General features: G+C 65.3%; 13 protein-coding genes and 1 pseudogene. 11 read left to right on the top strand and 3 right to left on the bottom strand.

The window, feature by feature from the left end; all coding sequences use genetic code 11:
* Nucleotides 1-399: 399 nt before the first annotated feature.
* Complete coding sequence (locus tag MNOD_RS16045; RefSeq protein ID WP_015929973.1) at nt 400-1,404, bottom strand: GlxA family transcriptional regulator; 1,005 nt, start codon at nt 1,402-1,404, stop codon at nt 400-402.
* Nucleotides 1,405-1,611: 207 nt separating this feature from the next.
* Here MNOD_RS16045 and MNOD_RS16040 point away from each other — a divergent pair, with 207 nt between their 5' ends.
* The 10 genes and pseudogenes from MNOD_RS16040 to MNOD_RS49975 all read left to right on the top strand — a co-directional run bounded on the left by MNOD_RS16040 (nt 1,612) and on the right by MNOD_RS49975 (nt 12,995).
* On the top strand, nt 1,612-2,865 hold the full coding sequence (locus MNOD_RS16040) for a sarcosine oxidase subunit beta family protein (RefSeq protein WP_015929972.1): 1,254 nt from the start codon (nt 1,612-1,614) through the stop codon (nt 2,863-2,865).
* Nucleotides 2,866-2,905: 40 nt separating this feature from the next.
* Nucleotides 2,906-3,202 (top strand): sarcosine oxidase subunit delta, encoded by a 297-nt coding sequence (locus MNOD_RS16035; protein ID WP_015929971.1) that lies wholly within the window; start codon nt 2,906-2,908, stop codon nt 3,200-3,202.
* Nucleotides 3,202-6,189 carry a sarcosine oxidase subunit alpha family protein gene (locus tag MNOD_RS16030; protein WP_015929970.1) on the top strand — a complete coding sequence of 996 codons (2,988 nt, stop codon included), beginning with the start codon at nt 3,202-3,204 and terminating at the stop codon, nt 6,187-6,189. The genes MNOD_RS16035 and MNOD_RS16030 overlap by 1 nt, the downstream gene beginning before the upstream one ends.
* Nucleotides 6,182-6,781 (top strand): sarcosine oxidase subunit gamma, encoded by a 600-nt coding sequence (locus MNOD_RS16025; RefSeq protein ID WP_015929969.1) that lies wholly within the window; start codon nt 6,182-6,184, stop codon nt 6,779-6,781. Before MNOD_RS16030 ends, MNOD_RS16025 begins: the two co-directional genes overlap by 8 nt.
* Complete coding sequence (locus MNOD_RS16020; RefSeq protein WP_015929968.1) at nt 6,778-8,124, top strand: L-serine ammonia-lyase; 1,347 nt, start codon at nt 6,778-6,780, stop codon at nt 8,122-8,124. Before MNOD_RS16025 ends, MNOD_RS16020 begins: the two co-directional genes overlap by 4 nt.
* Before the next feature lie 751 nt (nt 8,125-8,875).
* Nucleotides 8,876-9,622 (top strand): hypothetical protein, encoded by a 747-nt coding sequence (locus MNOD_RS45710; protein ID WP_015929967.1) that lies wholly within the window; start codon nt 8,876-8,878, stop codon nt 9,620-9,622.
* Between the two features lie 290 nt (nt 9,623-9,912).
* A pseudogene (locus tag MNOD_RS16010) lies at nt 9,913-10,608 on the top strand (IS6 family transposase).
* Between the two features lie 164 nt (nt 10,609-10,772).
* Entirely contained in the window at nt 10,773-11,243 is a 471-nt protein-coding gene (locus tag MNOD_RS16005) for an aminoacyl-tRNA deacylase (RefSeq protein WP_015929966.1), read from the top strand.
* A 72-nt stretch (nt 11,244-11,315) separates the two neighbouring features.
* Nucleotides 11,316-12,743, top strand: a complete 1,428-nt coding sequence (glnA, locus tag MNOD_RS16000) for a type I glutamate--ammonia ligase (protein WP_015929965.1) — start codon at nt 11,316-11,318, stop codon at nt 12,741-12,743.
* A 117-nt stretch (nt 12,744-12,860) separates the two neighbouring features.
* Nucleotides 12,861-12,995: a hypothetical protein gene (locus tag MNOD_RS49975; protein WP_280113460.1), complete on the top strand. Its 135-nt coding sequence runs from the start codon at nt 12,861-12,863 to the stop codon at nt 12,993-12,995.
* A gap of 338 nt (nt 12,996-13,333) precedes the next feature.
* Here MNOD_RS49975 and MNOD_RS15995 read toward each other — a convergent pair whose 3' ends face one another.
* Together MNOD_RS15995 and MNOD_RS15990 are read right to left on the bottom strand one after the other, a co-directional pair.
* The gene (locus MNOD_RS15995; protein ID WP_043748819.1) at nt 13,334-14,095 is read right to left on the bottom strand and encodes a slipin family protein; all 762 of its coding nucleotides are present in this window, start codon (nt 14,093-14,095) and stop codon (nt 13,334-13,336) included.
* On the bottom strand, nt 14,085-15,488 hold the full coding sequence (locus MNOD_RS15990) for an NfeD family protein (protein ID WP_015929962.1): 1,404 nt from the start codon (nt 15,486-15,488) through the stop codon (nt 14,085-14,087). Before MNOD_RS15990 ends, MNOD_RS15995 begins: the two co-directional genes overlap by 11 nt.
* A gap of 182 nt (nt 15,489-15,670) precedes the next feature.
* Here MNOD_RS15990 and MNOD_RS15985 point away from each other — a divergent pair, with 182 nt between their 5' ends.
* A complete protein-coding gene (locus MNOD_RS15985; protein ID WP_015929961.1) occupies nt 15,671-16,528 on the top strand; it encodes an IS5 family transposase in 858 nt (285 codons plus the stop codon).
* Nucleotides 16,529-16,544: the final 16 nt, after the last annotated feature.

Genomic DNA, 16,544 nt, shown 5'->3' with positions numbered 1-16,544 from the left:
GAGGGCGCGGGAACCGCGGGATCCCCTCTCCCGAGCGGGAGAGGGGTAGGGGTGAGGGTCCCGGACCGTGCAGCAAGCACCCACAACCGTGGTGCTGGCAGCGGGACGGTTCAGGATACTTGCTGAACCACCTGGGCCCTCACGCGCGATCTTCGATCGCCTGCCCCTCTCCCGCACGGGAGAGGGGTTCCCCGCGCGTCCTCGTCTCGGAAGGAATCAACCGGAAGCCGTATGACTCAACCCGCTCGGGCTCTGCTTTAGCCCGCTCTGCCGCGGCTGAACGGGCGGCTTGTGCGATTTCACGCGCAAGACAAGCCATCAAAGTGCCCGGGCGGCATCAGCCGCAGAAGGTGCATGAAGGGATGCCTGTCGTTGACAAGGGTCCGCGGTAAGCTTTGGTCATTTCGCGGGGACCCCGGACAACGATCGCGGGGTCGCCTTGCGCTCGGAACTGGGAGGGTGGCCGTAACAGTCGACATAAGCCTTCGAGAAATGCGATGCCGAGGTGAACCCACATTCCATGGCGACCGATAGCAGCGGCATCGCCGTCTGCCGGATCAGGCAGCGCGCCTTGTCCAGCCGAACGCGCAGATAGTACTTCGCCGGCGATTGCCCCAGGTATTTAAAGAACAGGCGCTCAAGCTGCCGGGTGGACAATTGGACGGAATCAGCGAGATCCTGGCTGCTCAGGGGCTCTTCGAGCGATTCCTGCATCAGGGCGACAACCCGCAGCAGCTTGGGATGCGAGATGCCGAGCCGCATGCGCAGATCCATCCGCTGCCGCTCGCCAGCTTCGCGGATCCGGTGGTGGATCAGCTGGTCCGCGACGTCCGACGCGATGTCCGGTCCATGATCCTGCATGATCATCGACAGCATCATGTCGGCCGAGGCCGTGCCGCCGCTGCACGTAAAGCGGTTGCGATCGATCTCGAAGAGGTCCGAGCCGAGTTCGAGGCCGGCATGCTCCGAGGCGAGCCCCGGCAGGTTCTCCCAGTGGATGGTGGCCCGGTAGCCTTCGAGGAGGCCGGCTTTGGCGAGTACGTAGGTGCCGGTGCAGACCGCCCCTAGGGCCGCGCCGAGCTTCGCTCCGCGCCGGAGTGCCGCATTGAGGGCCCTGTGGTCCAGAAGGTGGATGTCGATGCCGCCGCAGACGATCATGAAGTCGAGGTCGACCGCCTCCGAGAAGCGGCCCGAGACCTTGACCTCTATCCCGTTCGAGGCCGTGCACGATTGTCCCGCCTCCGACCAGGTCGAGTAGCGGTACAGCTCGCGCCCGGCGGCCCGATTCGCGAGCCTGAGCGGTTCGATCGCCGAGGCGAACGCGATCATCGAAAACTTGTCGACCAGCATGAAGCCGATCGACCTCGTCTGTGGCGAGCGTCCCAAATTGCTTGCCGCGTACATGCTCCTGCTCCGCCCGTTCCGACGGCTGAAGGGACGCTTTTAGCAGATTTCGACGGAGCGGACGCAGGAAGTCGCATTGCCGACCGGCAACGCTTCCCCGGCCGAGCGGGAGTGAGCCCAAGTCGTAAATCCGAAACTCGCCGTCGCCTTGGACGAAGCCGCGCTGCGGAGGGCAACGCAGTATTGATCATCACGTGAGGCCGATCGATGCGCCGCTTCTCTCTATCATCTCTCCTGACCGAGGCCCTGAATGGCCATCAGGGCTGGGGCCGCCAATGGCGAGACCCTCAGCCGAAACGTCATTACGATGTCGTGATCGTCGGCGGCGGCGCCCACGGGCTCGCGACCGCCTACTATCTCGCGAGCGTCCACGGCATTACCAACGTCGCCGTCTTGGAGAAGGGGTGGATCGGCGGCGGCAATACCGGCCGCAACACGACGATCATCCGCTCCAACTACCTCTACGACGAAAGCGCCGGCATCTATGAGCATGCCTTGAAGCTCTGGGAAGGCCTGTCGCAGGAGCTCAACTACAACGTCATGTTCTCGCAGCGCGGCGTCCTCATGCTTGCGCACAACATTCACGACGTCCAGAGCTTCAAGCGCCACGTTTACGCGAACCGCCTCAACGGCATCGACAACGAGTGGCTGACGAAGGAGCAGTGCAAGGAGTTCTGCCCGCCTCTCGATATCTCTTCCTCGCTCCGGTATCCGGTCCTCGGCGGCGCGCTCCAGCGCCGCGCCGGGACGGCCCGCCACGATGCGGTAGCCTGGGGTTACGCCCGCAGCGCAGATGCAAGGGGCGTCGACATCATCCAGAACTGCGAGGTGAAGAGCATCCGGCGCGATCTTGCCGGGGCGGCAGTCGGGGTCGAGACGACCCGTGGCTACATCGGCGCCGGCCGGATCGGCGTCGTCGCTGCTGGCAATACCAGCACTGTGATGGCCATGGCCGGCGTGCGGATGCCGCTTGAAAGCTATCCGCTCCAGGCCCTCGTTTCCGAACCGGTCAAGCCGGTCTTCCCCTGCGTCGTGATGTCGAACGCGGTTCACGCCTACATCTCGCAATCCGACAAGGGCGAGCTCGTGATCGGTGCCGGCACCGACCAGTACACGTCCTACAGCCAGCAGGGCGGCCTCCACATCACCAACCACACCCTCGACGCGATCTGCGAGCTGTTTCCGCAGTTCACGCGGATGCGCATGCTTCGCTCCTGGGGCGGCATCGTCGACGTCACGCCGGACCGCTCGCCGATCATCGGGAAGACCCCGGTGCCGAACCTGTTCGTGAACTGCGGCTGGGGCACCGGCGGCTTCAAGGCGACACCCGGCTCGGGCCACGTCTTCGCGCATACCCTGGCGACCGGGATGCCGCACGAGATCAACGCGCCCTTTACACTCGACCGCTTCCGCACCGGGCGCCTGATCGACGAGGCCGCGGCGGCCGCCGTTGCGCACTGACCGACGTCCTTCCTTTCACCCTTCAGCGACGAGCCACCCGATGCTGCTGATCGCCTGTCCGAATTGCGGCCGCCGGCCGGAGACCGAGTTCCGGTGCGGAGGCCAGGCCCATATCGCGCGTCCGGCGGATCCTTCCGCCCTGAGCGACGAGGCCTGGGCCGAGCACCTGTTCGTGCGCGCCAATCCCCGTGGCGTACACGCCGAGCGGTGGTGCCACGTCCACGGCTGCGGCCGCTGGTTCAACGCGCTGCGCGACACCGTCAGCGACCGCTTCCTCGAAACCTATCCGATCGGCGCGAAGCCGGCCCGCACCACCGAAACCGAGACGAGGGCGTGATGACACAGCCGTACCGACTTTCCCGCGGCGGCCGCATCGACCGGTCGCGCCCCATCGTGTTCGAGTTCAACGGCCGGCCGGTCCATGGCTTCCAGGGTGATACCGTCGCCTCGGCCCTCCTCGCAAACGGCATCCACCTCGTCGGGCGCTCGTTCAAGTATCACCGTCCGCGCGGCATCCTCAGCCATGGCGCCGACGAGCCGAGCGCGCTCCTGTCGGTCGACCGCGGCGCCGGACGTGTCGACCCGAACAACCGCGCCTCCGTGGTCGAAGCGCGCAACGGCCTGCGGACGACCTCGCAGAACCACTGGCCGTCGCTGGATTTCGATGTCGGCGCGGTCAATGACCTGCTCTCGCCGGTCTTCGTTGCCGGCTTCTACTACAAGACCTTCATGTGGCCCCGGAAGTTCTGGGACCGGGTCTACGAGCCCTTCATCCGTTCCGCGGCGGGTCTTGGCAAGGCTCCGACCGAGGCGGATCCGGACCGCTACGCCAACCGCCACGCCCATTGCGACGTCCTCGTCGTCGGTGCCGGGCCGGCGGGGCTCGCCGCCGCACTCGCTGCCGCACGTGCGGGCGCCCGCGTGATCGTCGCCGAAGAAGGCGCGGAGCCCGGCGGCTCCCTTTTGCACGACACGACCTCCGAGATCGGCAACCGCCCAGCGGCTGGCTGGCTGGCTGACGTCCTGGCCGACCTCGACGCCCGGGAGAATGTGATCTTCCTGCCTCGGACGACGGCGTTCGGCTACTACAACCACAACCATGTCGCCCTCGCCGAGCGGATCAGCGACCACCTGCCCGGCGACGTCTCGCGCATGCCACGCGAGCGCCTGTGGCAGGTGCGCGCCGAGCGCGTCGTGCTCGCATGCGGCGCGCACGAACGTCCTCTCGTCTTCGCGGACAATGACAGGCCGGCCATCATGCTCGCCGAGAGTGTCCGCGTCTTCCTCAACCGCTACGGCGTCGCTCCTGGGCGGCGCATCGTCTTTGCCACCAGCGGCGCCTCCGCCTACACGGCTGCGCTCGATGCCAAGGCAGCCGGCCTCAATGTGACCCTCGTCGACCTCCGCCCGGAGGCGGATTGCGGGCCGGAGTTGGGGCGCCTGCGAGCGGCCGGCTGCGAGGTATTGACCGGCCACACCGTGGTCGGATCCAAGGGCCGAAAGCGCGTGACGGGGCTTCTCGTGGCGCCGATCGGAAGCGGCGGCCGGATCGGCAGCCGCCGCGTTCTGCCCTGCGACTGCGTCGGGATGTCTGGAGGCTGGACACCGGCCGTCCACCTGTTCTCTCAGTCGCGCGGCAAGCTCGCCTACGACAAGGCCATTGACGCATTCGTGCCGGGAGCCTCGGCGCAGGCTGAGCAATCGGCCGGGGCCGCCAGGGGCACCTACGATCTTTCGGCCTGCCTCGCGGAAGGCTATGCGGCGGGCGCTGCGGCTGCCGGCACGGACGAGCGGTGCGACTTCTCGGCCACGCCGACCGCCACCGGCTTCCAGCCGGTGCGGAGCATGCCGACCGACGCCGATCCGACCAAGGTCCGTGCCTTCGTCGACTTCCAGAACGATGTCACGGCCAAAGACATCAAGCTCGCGGTCCGCGAAGGCTTCCAGTCGATCGAGCACGTCAAGCGCTACACGACGACCGGAATGGCGACCGACCAGGGCAAGACGTCGAACATGAACGCCCTCGGGATCGTCGCCGAGGTTCTCGATCGGCCGCTGCCCAGCGTCGGTACGACGACATTCCGCCCCCCCTACACGCCCGTGACTTTCGGAACGCTGGTCGGGCCGGCCCGGTACGCGCTGTTCGATCCGATCCGGACGACACCGATCCACGAATGGGCGGAGCGCCAAGGCGCCGCCTTCGAGAATGTCGCGCTCTGGCGGCGTGCCTGGTATTTCCCGAAGGACGGCGAGGACATCCACGCGGCGGTCGCGCGCGAATGCAAGGCGGTCCGCGAGGGGGTCGGCATCTTCGACGCGTCGACGCTTGGTAAGATCGAAATCGTCGGTCCGGACGCCGCCGAGTTCATGAACCGGATGTACGTCAATCCCTGGCTGAAGCTCGAGCCCGGCCGCTGCCGCTACGGGCTGATGCTCAAGGAGGACGGATACATCCTCGACGATGGCGTCGTGGCCCGCGTCTCGAAGGATTGCTTCCACGTCACGACGACGACCGGCGGCGCCCCGCGCGTGCTCGCCCATATGGAGGACTACCTGCAGACCGAGTGGCCGGATCTGCAGGTCTTCCTCACCTCGACCACCGAGCAGTGGGCGGTGATCGCGCTCCAAGGCCCGAAGGCCCGGCAGGTCATCGAGCCCCTCGTCGAAGACATCGACCTGTCGCCTGACGCCTTCCCGCACATGGCGATGCGTGTCGGCAGCATTTGCGGCGTCCCGACGCGCCTGTTTCGGGTCTCGTTCACGGGCGAACTCGGCTTCGAGATCAACGTGCCGTCGGACCACGCATTGGCCGTCTGGGAGGCGATCTACAAGGCCGGTCAACCCTTCGGCATCACGCCCTATGGCACGGAGACGATGCACGTCCTTCGCGCGGAGAAAGGCTACATCATCGTCGGCCAGGAGACGGACGGCACGGTGACGCCCGACGACGTCGGGCTCGCGGGCATGATCGCCAAGGCCAAGAAGGATTTCGTCGGAAAGCGCTCGCTTGCGCGTCCCGACGTCGTCGCCTCCGGCCGCAAGCAACTCGTCGGTCTCGTCACCGACGACCCGACGCTCGTCCTCGACGAGGGCGCCCAGATCGTCGCCGATCCGAACCAACCTGTCCCCATGCGGATGCTTGGCCACGTGACGTCGAGCTACTGGAGCCCGAATTGCAACCGGTCCATCGCCCTGGCTCTCGTCGCGGGCGGCCGGGAGCTTCTCGGTCGTCATCTCTACGCCACGACGCCCACCGGATTCAGCCGGGTCGTGGTCCGTGAACCGGTGTTCTTCGATATTCAGGGGGAGCGCATCAATGCTTGAGACCCGCTTTTCGACCGGGCGCGCGTTGCCTCTCGGCACCGTCGTCAAGACGATCTCCGATCCCTCCGGCGTGGAGATCCGCCCCGTCGGCGCCGAGGCGCGGTTCTCCCTCCGCGTTCGACTCTCGGGCGAAGTCGGCACGGAGGTGGCCGGCTTCGACCTCAGCGCCCCACTCAATACCGTCGTCGCGAACGGCGACCAGTGGATCGCGCGACTTGGGCCCGACGAATGGCTGGTCGGCTGTCCGGAGAGCGATTCCGATCTCGTACAGGCGCGGATCGAGGAAGGTCTGGGCGGGCGCGCCTACGCCCTCGTCGACGTGTCCCATCGCAATGTGGGCATCGACATTTCGGGGGAGCATGCAGCCATCGCCCTCAATGCCGGCTGCCCCCTCGACCTCGGCGAGATCGCCTTTCCGCCGGGCAGCGCCACACGAACGCTCCTGGGCAAGGCCGAGATCGTCCTGCTGCGCGTTGGCACGGAGCCGAAGTACCGGGTCGAATGCTGGCGCTCCTTTGCGGATTACGTCCACACCTTCCTGGCGGAGGCGGCGTTCGGCCTCGGCGGCCCGGGAGCACGGCCGGCGCGATGATCAGCACATTCGATCTCTTCAAGATCGGAGTCGGGCCGTCCAGCTCGCATACTGTCGGCCCCATGCTTGCCGCGCGTCGGTTTCGCGAAGCCGTCCTTGCGGAGCCTGGCATTGTACGCGTGACGGCCGAGATCTACGGGTCCCTGGCCTGGACGGGGCGCGGGCACGGCACCGATATCGCCATCTTCCTCGGGCTGCTCGGTCATGACCCGGCGACGGTCGACCCGGATCTGACCACGTCCTACGCGAACGAGCTCAGGCGGAAAGGCGATCTCGGGATCCCCGGCGTCGTGTTCAACGCCGAGCGGGACCTCGTGTTCAACTTTACCGAGGTGCTGCCGCTGCACACGAACGGCATGCGGTTTCGTGCCTACGATGCCGGCGGGACGATCGTCGCGGACCAAATCTTCTACTCGATCGGAGGCGGCTTCGTCGTCTCGGACGTGGCAGCCGCCGAGACATCTGTCGTGCAGCCGAAGTTCGCCTTCGGGAGCGCGCGCGAACTCCTCGCGCTCGCCGTCCGCACCAGACTGACCGTGTCCCAGATCCAATTCGCCAACGAGCTGACGCTGCGCTCCCGCGAGGAGATCGAGGAGGGGCTCGACGCGATCCGGGACGCGATGTTCGCCTGCATCGAGCGCGGTCTCCGGATGGACGGCGAGCTTCCTGGCGGCCTCCGGGTGCGCAGGCGGGCCAAGCGCCTGCATGAATCCCTCGAGGGGGGCAAACTGTCCAACACCAGGCCGGCGCACGAGATCGTTGACTGGATCAGCCTTTATGCCCTTGCGGTGAACGAGGAGAACGCCTCGGGCGGCCGGGTCGTTACGGCACCGACCAACGGTGCGGCCGGCATCATTCCGGCCGTGCTGCGCTACTGCCGCGACTTCTGCCCTGGCTGGACCGTCGAGCGTGGGCGCGACTTCCTCCTGACGGCCGCCGCGATCGGCGGATTGATCAAGAGCCGGGCCTCGATCTCAGGGGCCGAGGTGGGATGCCAGGGCGAGGTCGGCTCGGCCGCTGCCATGGCCGCTGCGGGTCTCACGGCTGCGCTCGGTGGAACGGCCTTCCAGATCGAGAATGCAGCCGAGATTGCCATGGAGCACCATCTCGGCATGACCTGCGATCCCATCGCCGGTCTGGTTCAGGTGCCCTGCATCGAGCGCAACGCCTTCGGCGCGAACAAGGCCGTGGTCGCGGCCTCGCTCGCACTGAGGGGGGACGGCGAGCACCGGGTGACGCTCGACGAGGTGATCGAGACGATGCGCCAGACCGGCCTCGACATGCAGTCGAAGTACAAGGAGACCTCTCTTGGCGGCCTTGCCGTGAACGTCGCCGCCTGCTGAGGCGCGGCTTCTCAAGCTAAGCAGAGAGAGAGGGGGTTGGGCTTCTCGACGGATGGGGGCCGTAAGCTCTGTCCCCTGGTGATGGACCTCCTCGAGCGGATCCCGCCGGAGTGGCGCCAGGGCCCCTTGATCATCGACGAGAGCGCCGGGCGGCCCTACGCCGAATCAGCCTACGGCCGCGAGTGGCGGGTGGTGGCGCGCGCGGCCGGCCTGCCGAGCCACGTCTGGAGCATGGACGCGCGGGCGGGCGCGATCACGGAAGCGGAGGATGCGGGTGCCGACCTCGACCACATCCGCTCGGCCGCGGCGCATGCTCAAGCTGCGACGATGCAGCGCTCCTCGCGCGGCGCGGTGGGCAAATCGCCCGGTGGCGGAGACGCGGCTGGCGCACCGGGGCCTGCGGAAGGGATCCTGAACAGGAGCGGGGAACGGCTGGGGAACGCCTCGGCCGTTCGGCCTCTGAAAACTTCTGGCGCCACGCGCATAGCAGCCGGCGGCGTGGAGGCTTCGCGCTGCTGCTCCATGCGTTTCGGCGGGATCGGCTTGACCATGAAATGCTTGCACGCGCATGCAACCCGCCTTCCTCCGAGGACCAGGTTCTGTGTGGCCTTTCCACATCAGCTGAGTAGGTCATGTGGTCTAGCACCACCTCAGCCACTAAACCGGCTACCCCGGCCCGCCGAAACGTGCTGTTAAGGTTCCGTTAATGAGCAGTGCCGGGCCACTCGGATCGGAGCTGACCGAGGAGCCGATGTCGCTGATTCACGCCAGCCTTGCCCGCACCATACGGCTCGCGCTCGCGTCCGGGTGCCTCATCATTCTCACAGCCGCTCACGCGCAAGCTGCTGACGAAGGTGGCCTCGGCGGCTTCTTCCAGCGCCTCTTCTCGTCCCAGCCTGCACCGGCCACGCAGCCTATTCCGACGCCTGCCGTGCAGGCTCCGGCCTACGGCTTCGGGGATGGCTCTGGACACCACGAGGCGCGGACTGCCCGTCGCCGCTTGCTACGGGACCTGTATGGGCACGTTCGTCCCAAAGTCAGGTACGCTGCCCTGTCCAAGCCTGAGAAGGTGAAGATTGCCGCGACGGAGAAGACGCGCGCGGCGGAGAACAAGGCTGCGGCACTGGCCAAGGCCGGCGAGCCGAACGCAGCACTGCTGCAGGACGCAACCCTGCGCAAGGGCGACATCGTCATCATGGCTGAAGGGCCGAAGGTGTTCACCGGCAGGGCGAAGGAGCACCACACAGCCGGCGACTTCGAGGAGGCGAGCCGCTCACCGGGCCTGGATCGCAAGACCCGCGAGCTTCTGGCCGCAATGGTGGCGCCTCGCGGTGCGCTGCCGGCGGACGAGGCGCGCAAGCTCGTGGCCGAGCTGCCCCGCCCATCGGAGCAGACCTCCGCACCTGTGGCAGTGCAGGCGCAGGCCGCGCCCCTGCGGGTTGTGTACCCCTCCGCCGCGCCGGAGGCCGCAGTGAAGGTCAATCTGCAGGACCGCTGAGCCTCGACACGCGACTGACCTAACCGCCGCAGCGGCAGACCTCGATGAATGCGCCCCGTGCCGGACGGCTACTCCGCAGCTTCGGCCAAAGTGTTCGGCGAGCGGTCCTGCTCTCCTCCCGCACCGCGAGCCTGAGCTCGGCCTAAACCCATGGCCTTCGCCCACCCGGAGCGCTGGGCAGCGTAGCTGGCGGCCACCATTGGATATCACCGCCCATTCCCGATCCGCCATGTCGGCGTTGTCACGCGAAGAGGAGGCAGGTCCGCTCGGGTCGGGGTAGGGCAGGGGCCATGCCGCCCGTCTCCTACGCTCGCCACCAGCTCCCACCCGAGATCATTCAGCACGCCGTCTGGCTCTATCTCCGCTTCACGCTCAGCTGCCGCGGCATGGAGGAGCTCCTGGCCGAGCGCGGCATCCAGACCACCTACGAGAGTATCCGGCGCTGGGTCCTGAAGTTCGGGCCCGTGTTCGCCCGCAACCTCCGCCGCCTCCGGCCCCGGGTCGGCCAGCACTTGGCACCTGGATGAGATGGTGGTCTCGATCCAGGGCCGGCGCCTGGACCTGTGGCGGGCGGTCGATGCGGAAGGCGAGGTGCTCGACCTGCTCGTGCAGCCCAAGCGGGACAAGCGCGCGGCCCGGAAGCTCATGCGCAAGTTGGTCAAGAAACAGGGCTTCGCCCCAGAGACGCTGGTGACCGACAAGCTGGGTTCTTATGGCGCAGCCAGACGCGAGCTGCGTCTCTCCTGCCGCCACGAGCAGGGACTCCGGAAGAACAACCGGGCGGAGAACTCCCGCCAGCCGGTCCGACGACGGAAGCGCAAGCAGCAGGGCTTCAAGTCGCCGGGGTCAGCCCAGTGGTTCTTGTCAATGCACACAGCTGTCCAGAACACGTTCTCCATTCAACGTCATCTATCTCCCGCCGCACGCTTCTCCAGTTCAGGGCTGAGGCGGCGGACGCGTGGCAGACGGCAACCACTGCGGCCTGAGATGAGGCCGGTCCTGCCGTTCCTGCGACCACAGCTCAGTTCCCGTGACAGTGCCGGCGTGCCCATTGTGGGGAGCCGAGGAGAGGCGTAGCATCAGTGGTGCCCGCACCAGAGCCATTGATCGACGGCGCTTCGCCGATAGGTCACCGTGGCAGGAGGGCGCCATGGCACTTGCTCCGACCCTGGAAAAATATCTGGCCGACCGCGGGATCACGTACGACGTGATCTCGCATGAGAGAACGGAATCCTCGCTGGGGACAGTCGAGACAAGCCATATCTCGGCGGATCGCTTCGCCAAGGGGGTACTGCTGCGAGACCGGCAGGGCTATTGGCTGGCCGTCGTGCCTGCGTCGCGGCATGTTCGCCTGTCCGATCTCAAGGAGGACCTCGGCGACCGCATCGATCTGGCCAGTGAGGAGGAGATCGCCAATGTCTTCCGGGATTGCATCCGCGGCGCCATTCCGCCGTTCGGTGAGTGCTATGGGCTGGATGTGATCGTGGACAACAGCATCGATCAGCAGCCGGAGCTCTACTGCGAAGGCGGCGACCACGCGACACTCGTCCATATGAGCCAGGCTGAGTTCGCACGGCTGAACGGCCAAGCCCGGCATGGATCTTTTGCGAGCCTCGACTGAGCCTGCGACGACCTCCAGCAAGCCTGGATCGCCCTGGATCGCCAGACGCTGCTCCGGACGGAGATGACGCCGATGGCTTACACCTGCGCAACGCCCGACGACGTTCTCAAGGCGATTAAGGACGACGAGGTCGCCATGGTCGATCTGCGCTTCACGGATCTTCCCGGCCTGTGGCAGCACTTTTCTGTCCCGCCCTCGGCCCTTGCTGGCGACAGCTTCACCGAAGGCGTCGGTTTCGACGGCTCCTCGATCCGGGGCTTTCAGGAGATCCAGGAAAGCGACATGCTGGTCGTGCCGGATCCGACTACCGCTTTCCTGGACCCGTTCAGCGAGGCGCAGACCCTGGTTCTCATCTGCGACCTCCGGGATCCAGTCAGCGGCCAGCCCTATGGGCGGGATCCCCGCCATATCGCGCACAGGGCAGAAGTCTATCTGACGAGCACGGCGATCGGCGACACGGCCTATTTCGGTCCCGAGCTCGAGTACTTCGTGTTCAACGAGGTCAGCTACGACCAGGGCGCGAACTACGGATACTACGAAGTCGACGCCATTGAGGCCAACTGGACCGCCAGGCGCACCGACGGGCCGAGCCTTGGTCACAAGCTCCGTCCCAAGGAGGGCTACTTCCCGGTGCCTCCCGCGGACGTACTGCAGGACGTCCGCACCAACATGGTGCTGACCCTCGAGGCGATCGGCATCTCGGTCGAAGCCCACCATCATGAGGTCGCGACCGGCGGGCAGGGCGAAATCGACATGCGCTTTGCGACGCTCAAGCGGATGGCCGACAACGTGATGATCTACAAATACGTGGTGAAGAACGTCGCCCGCGAGCGCGGTATGAGCGCGACCTTCATGCCGAAGCCGCTCTTCGGCGACAACGGCTCGGGCATGCACGTCCATCAGAGCCTCTGGAAAGGGGAGCGGCCGCTCTTTGCGGGCGATGGATATGCCGGAACGAGCGACCTCATGCGCTACTACATCGGCGGGCTGCTCCGGCACGCGCCGGCGCTCCTGGCCATCTGCGCTCCCACCTCCAATTCTTATCGGCGGCTCGTTCCTGGGTTCGAAGCCCCGGTCAATCTCGGCTACTCCGCGCGCAACCGTTCGGCCGCGTGTCGCATTCCCATGTATTCGCTCAGTCCGAAGGCGAAGCGGGTCGAGTTCCGCTGCCCGGATCCTGCCTGCAACCCGTATCTCGGATTTGCCGCCATGCTGATGGCGGGCCTGGACGGCATCAAGAACCGCATCGATCCGGGCGATCCAATCGACAAGAACCTCTACGACCTGCCTCCTCAGGAGCGAGCCAGGATTCCTTCCACGCCTGCCTCCCTGGAGCAGGCCCTCGATGCGCTCGAGAGGGACCACAAGTTCCTTTTGACCGGTGAGGTGTTCACGGCAGACGTGATCGAGACCTATCTGACTTACAAGCGCCTGCACGAAGTCAACGAGATGCGCCTGCGGCCTCATCCGTACGAGTTCGTTCTCTACTACGACGTCTAGGGGCGGGCCTGCACGGCAGTCGTCATGGCGCGGGCTTCACGTTTCAGCCATCAACGAGCAGGAGACAGACTGAAGACGTCCAGCATACCCACAGGTTCTTCGTCGTCCCGGAAACTGGTGACCGCCTTCCTCGAGAACCGCGGCGATGCCGAGGATGCCATCGATCGCCTGGTCGATGCCGGCGTGTCCCGCAACGGTATTCGATTCATACCCGGTATCGAGCGCGACCCGCCGGACGATCCGGCGCCTTGAGGCGCACGGAGCCGCGCGGCTCCACATCTATGCGGAGAGCCTGCGCCGCGGCGGCTATCTCATCTCGGTTCATGCCAGCGACGAGAGATATGAGCGCGTGCTCGACAGGCGTTGTCACGGGAACGGTTTTTACTTACCGATCGCGGCCCTGTGGGGCAGGGCACCCTCTGCGCCTTCAACGACTTAGCCTATGTCGAAAAGGCCACGGATGGCGCCGAAACGCCCTTTGCTTGTTAGATGTGACAATGCCATCCAGACAGTTAGGGCTCGGCCCAACTGGGCTTGAGCGGTTCGGATTGAATCTGAAGGTTCGTCCGTTCCGGCAAATTGACCGAAAGTCACGCCGAATCGCTCCGCAGGCGGAGGTGATCGAGCAGATTCGTTGGGAGCGGGAAGACTATGGTCGAGGACCGTTCGCCGGCGATATCATGCAACGCCGCGAAATAGCGTAGCTGCATCGCCTGCGGTTCCTGGGCGAGGATGCGGCCGGCCTCGACGAGCTTTTCCGCGGCCTGCTGCTCGCCCATCGCGTTGATCACTTTGGCACGTCGCAGCCGTTCCGCCTCGGCTTGCTTGGCGATCGCGCGCACCATAGTTTCGTTGAGATCGACATCCTTTATCTCGATTGCGGTGACCTTGATACCCCAGATGTCGGTCTGCTTGTCGAGGATTTCCTGGATGTCGGCGTTTAGCCTGTCGCGTTCCGCGAGCATCTCGTCGAGTTCGTGCTTGCCGAGCACCGAGCGCAGCGTGGTTTGTGCCAGCTGGCTGGTCGCGGACATGTAGTCGCCAACCTTGATGATAGCGCGCTCGGAATCGACGATACGGAAGTAGAGAACGGCGTTGACCTTGACCGAGACATTATCGCGCGAAATCACGTCCTGCGGCGGAACGACCTGCACCATCACCCTGAGATCGACCTTGACAAGTTGCTGTACAACCGGAATGAGGATGATGAGGCCCGGACCCTTCACGCCGGTGAAGCGGCCAAGCGTGAAGACGACGCCGCGCTCGTATTCCCGCAGGATGCGAATGGCCTGGGATAGAAATATGATGACAAGCAGCGCAAGCGCTGCATAAGTGAAATAATCAAGCATCATGTTGTGCCTCCGTCTCCGGCGGAGCTGACGTGCGCCGTACCACCAGCGTCAAATCGATGATGTTGGCCACTTCGACCGTCTCTCCGGGCCTGAACGTTTCGGCGCCGCGCGCTTGCCAGCGTTCACCGTGGGCAAGGACGTGGCCTTCGTTCTCGGACCAGTCGAGTATCTCGGCAGGTAGGCCTCGCATGGCTTGCGCGCCGACCCGTATCGGACCCTTGCCGGCGCGGCGAAGCGAGCCGAGCACGACGACAACAAAGCCGACGAACACCGCCACAGTGGTGCCGATGACCCACCATGACAGCCGGTAGCCAGGCGCCTCGACCCTGAAGAGCATCAGCGCTCCCAGCACAAAGGCGATAACCCCTCCGAGGCCGATCACGATGGTCGGGTTGAAAGCTTCGATGGTGAGAAGCGCGATCCCGATCAGCATCAAGGCGAAGCCGGCGTAGTTGATCGGGAGCAGATTGAGGGAATAAAGGCCGAGCAGCAGGCAGATCGTGCCGACGACCCCCGGGGCGACAGCGCCGGGGGACATGAATTCGAAGATCAGCCCATAGATCCCGATCATCAGCAGAATGAACGCGACGTTGGGATCGGCGATGATCGTGAGGAAGTGTGAGATCCATCCGGGATCGATGGCTTCGAGGATGGCATACTTCGTGTTCAGGCGTTGCGTCTTGCCACCTGCAACCTCCACCGTGCGTCCATCGACCTGCCTCAGCAATTCTGCCGGATCACGTGCGACGAGGTCGATGACACTTGCCTGCAACGCGCCGTTGGCCGAGAGGGTGGCAGCCTCACGCACCGCCCTTTCGGCCCAGTCGGCATTGCGGCCACGCAGCTCGGCGAGGCTGCGGATGAAAGCGACGGCATCATTTGTCGCCTTTGCCGTCATGGTGTCCTTCGCTTCGGGTTGACGGCCGCCATCCTTCTTGTCTTTGCCATCCTTGTCGGGGATGCCGCCCGGCAGACCCGGAATCGGCCCGCCGATCTGCACCGGTGTCGCCGCGCCGATGTTGGTGCCCGGCGCCATGGCCGCGATATGCGTCGCATAAAGAATATAGGTCCCGGCGCTTGCCGCATGGGCTCCGGAGGGAGCGACGTAGCCGACGACAGGAACGGAAGAGGCGAGCACATCGCGGATAATCTCGCGCATGCTGGTGTTGAGACCGCCTGGTGTATTCAGCCGCAGAATGATGATCTCGGCACGTCGTTCGCGCGCCGTCACCAGGGCGTCCTTCACGTAACTGGCCGACGCCGGTCCGATCGCTCTATCGATTGAAATAATCAGTGCAAGACTGCCGCTCACCTCCGCTGAACCGGGACGGAGGGAGACAATCAGAGCGACGATTGCCATCGCCGCAACGAAGGCCGCCTTTGCGGTCTGCACAGCAAGGACTCCCTTGCAGAAAATATGGGGTTCCAGTCCGGAACCTCAATGCCCCCGAGCGATTCCGGACGCCGTTGTGCAATGCAATGGATCAGCCGGAACGCCTTTTCTGGAAGCACGTGCAAACAGGTGAGAGTCCGTTGGGAAAGGGTGGCCAAGAGAAAAGGCCGGGTGGTAGGGGCATGTCCGCTCGCCTCGAATGGATGAATGGCCCCTCCTTGGTCTGGACCGCTACAAATAGGCCGCGCTATGACCGCCGCGGCCAGAGATACCCCGGTGATATGACGAACGACGAGTGGCTGACCCTGGAGCCACTGCTTTCTGCCGCGGAGGGAACAGGGCGACCGCGGACCTATCCCATCCGGGACATCATGAATGGCATTCGCTACGTGCAGCGGTACGGGATCCCGTGGGATGCCATGCCCAAGGATCTGCCGCCCGCCAGTCTCTGCTACGATGATCGGCGGCTGCTCGCCGATGGCGGCCACATGGAGCGGATCAACCCTCATCTCGTGATGATGGATCGAGAGAAGTCTGGACAAGAAGCCAGTCCGACCTTGGCGATGGTGGATGCCCAGGCGGTGAAGTGTGACGCCCCGCAAGGCGAGCGGGGGTACGACGCCGGAAAGAAAGTGCTGGGCCGCAAGCGCCATCTGGCGGTCGACAGCGACGGACGTCTGCTGGCGGTGATGGTCACCCCCGCCGACGTTCAGGATCAGGAGGGCGGCATCCCGCTGGTCAAGCGCTTGGTTCGTCTGTGTCCCTGGATCACGACCGTCGTGGTGGACGGCGGCTCCAAGAGCCGTTTCATCGACGCCGTTCAGGCGGGGATGAACCGTGTCGTGGACATGGTCCTATGGCCGCAATTTGCGAAGGGCTTTGTGCATCTGCCGAAAGGGTGGCGGATTGAGCAAAGCATCGGTGCCCTTACGGTGTCGCGCCGTCTCAAGCTGGACTACGATACGCTGCTTCATATCTCGGCGGCGGCCATGCTTTTCGCCTCGATAACCCGGATTCTTGCGTCTATCACTATGAAATGACCCTTTCCCAACGAGC

The organism is Methylobacterium nodulans ORS 2060 (genome assembly GCF_000022085.1).
Classification (GTDB): Bacteria; Pseudomonadota; Alphaproteobacteria; order Rhizobiales; family Beijerinckiaceae; genus Methylobacterium; species Methylobacterium nodulans.
The sequence above is the reverse complement of the archived record's forward strand: the minus strand, read 5'-3'. Positions and strand labels throughout refer to the sequence as shown.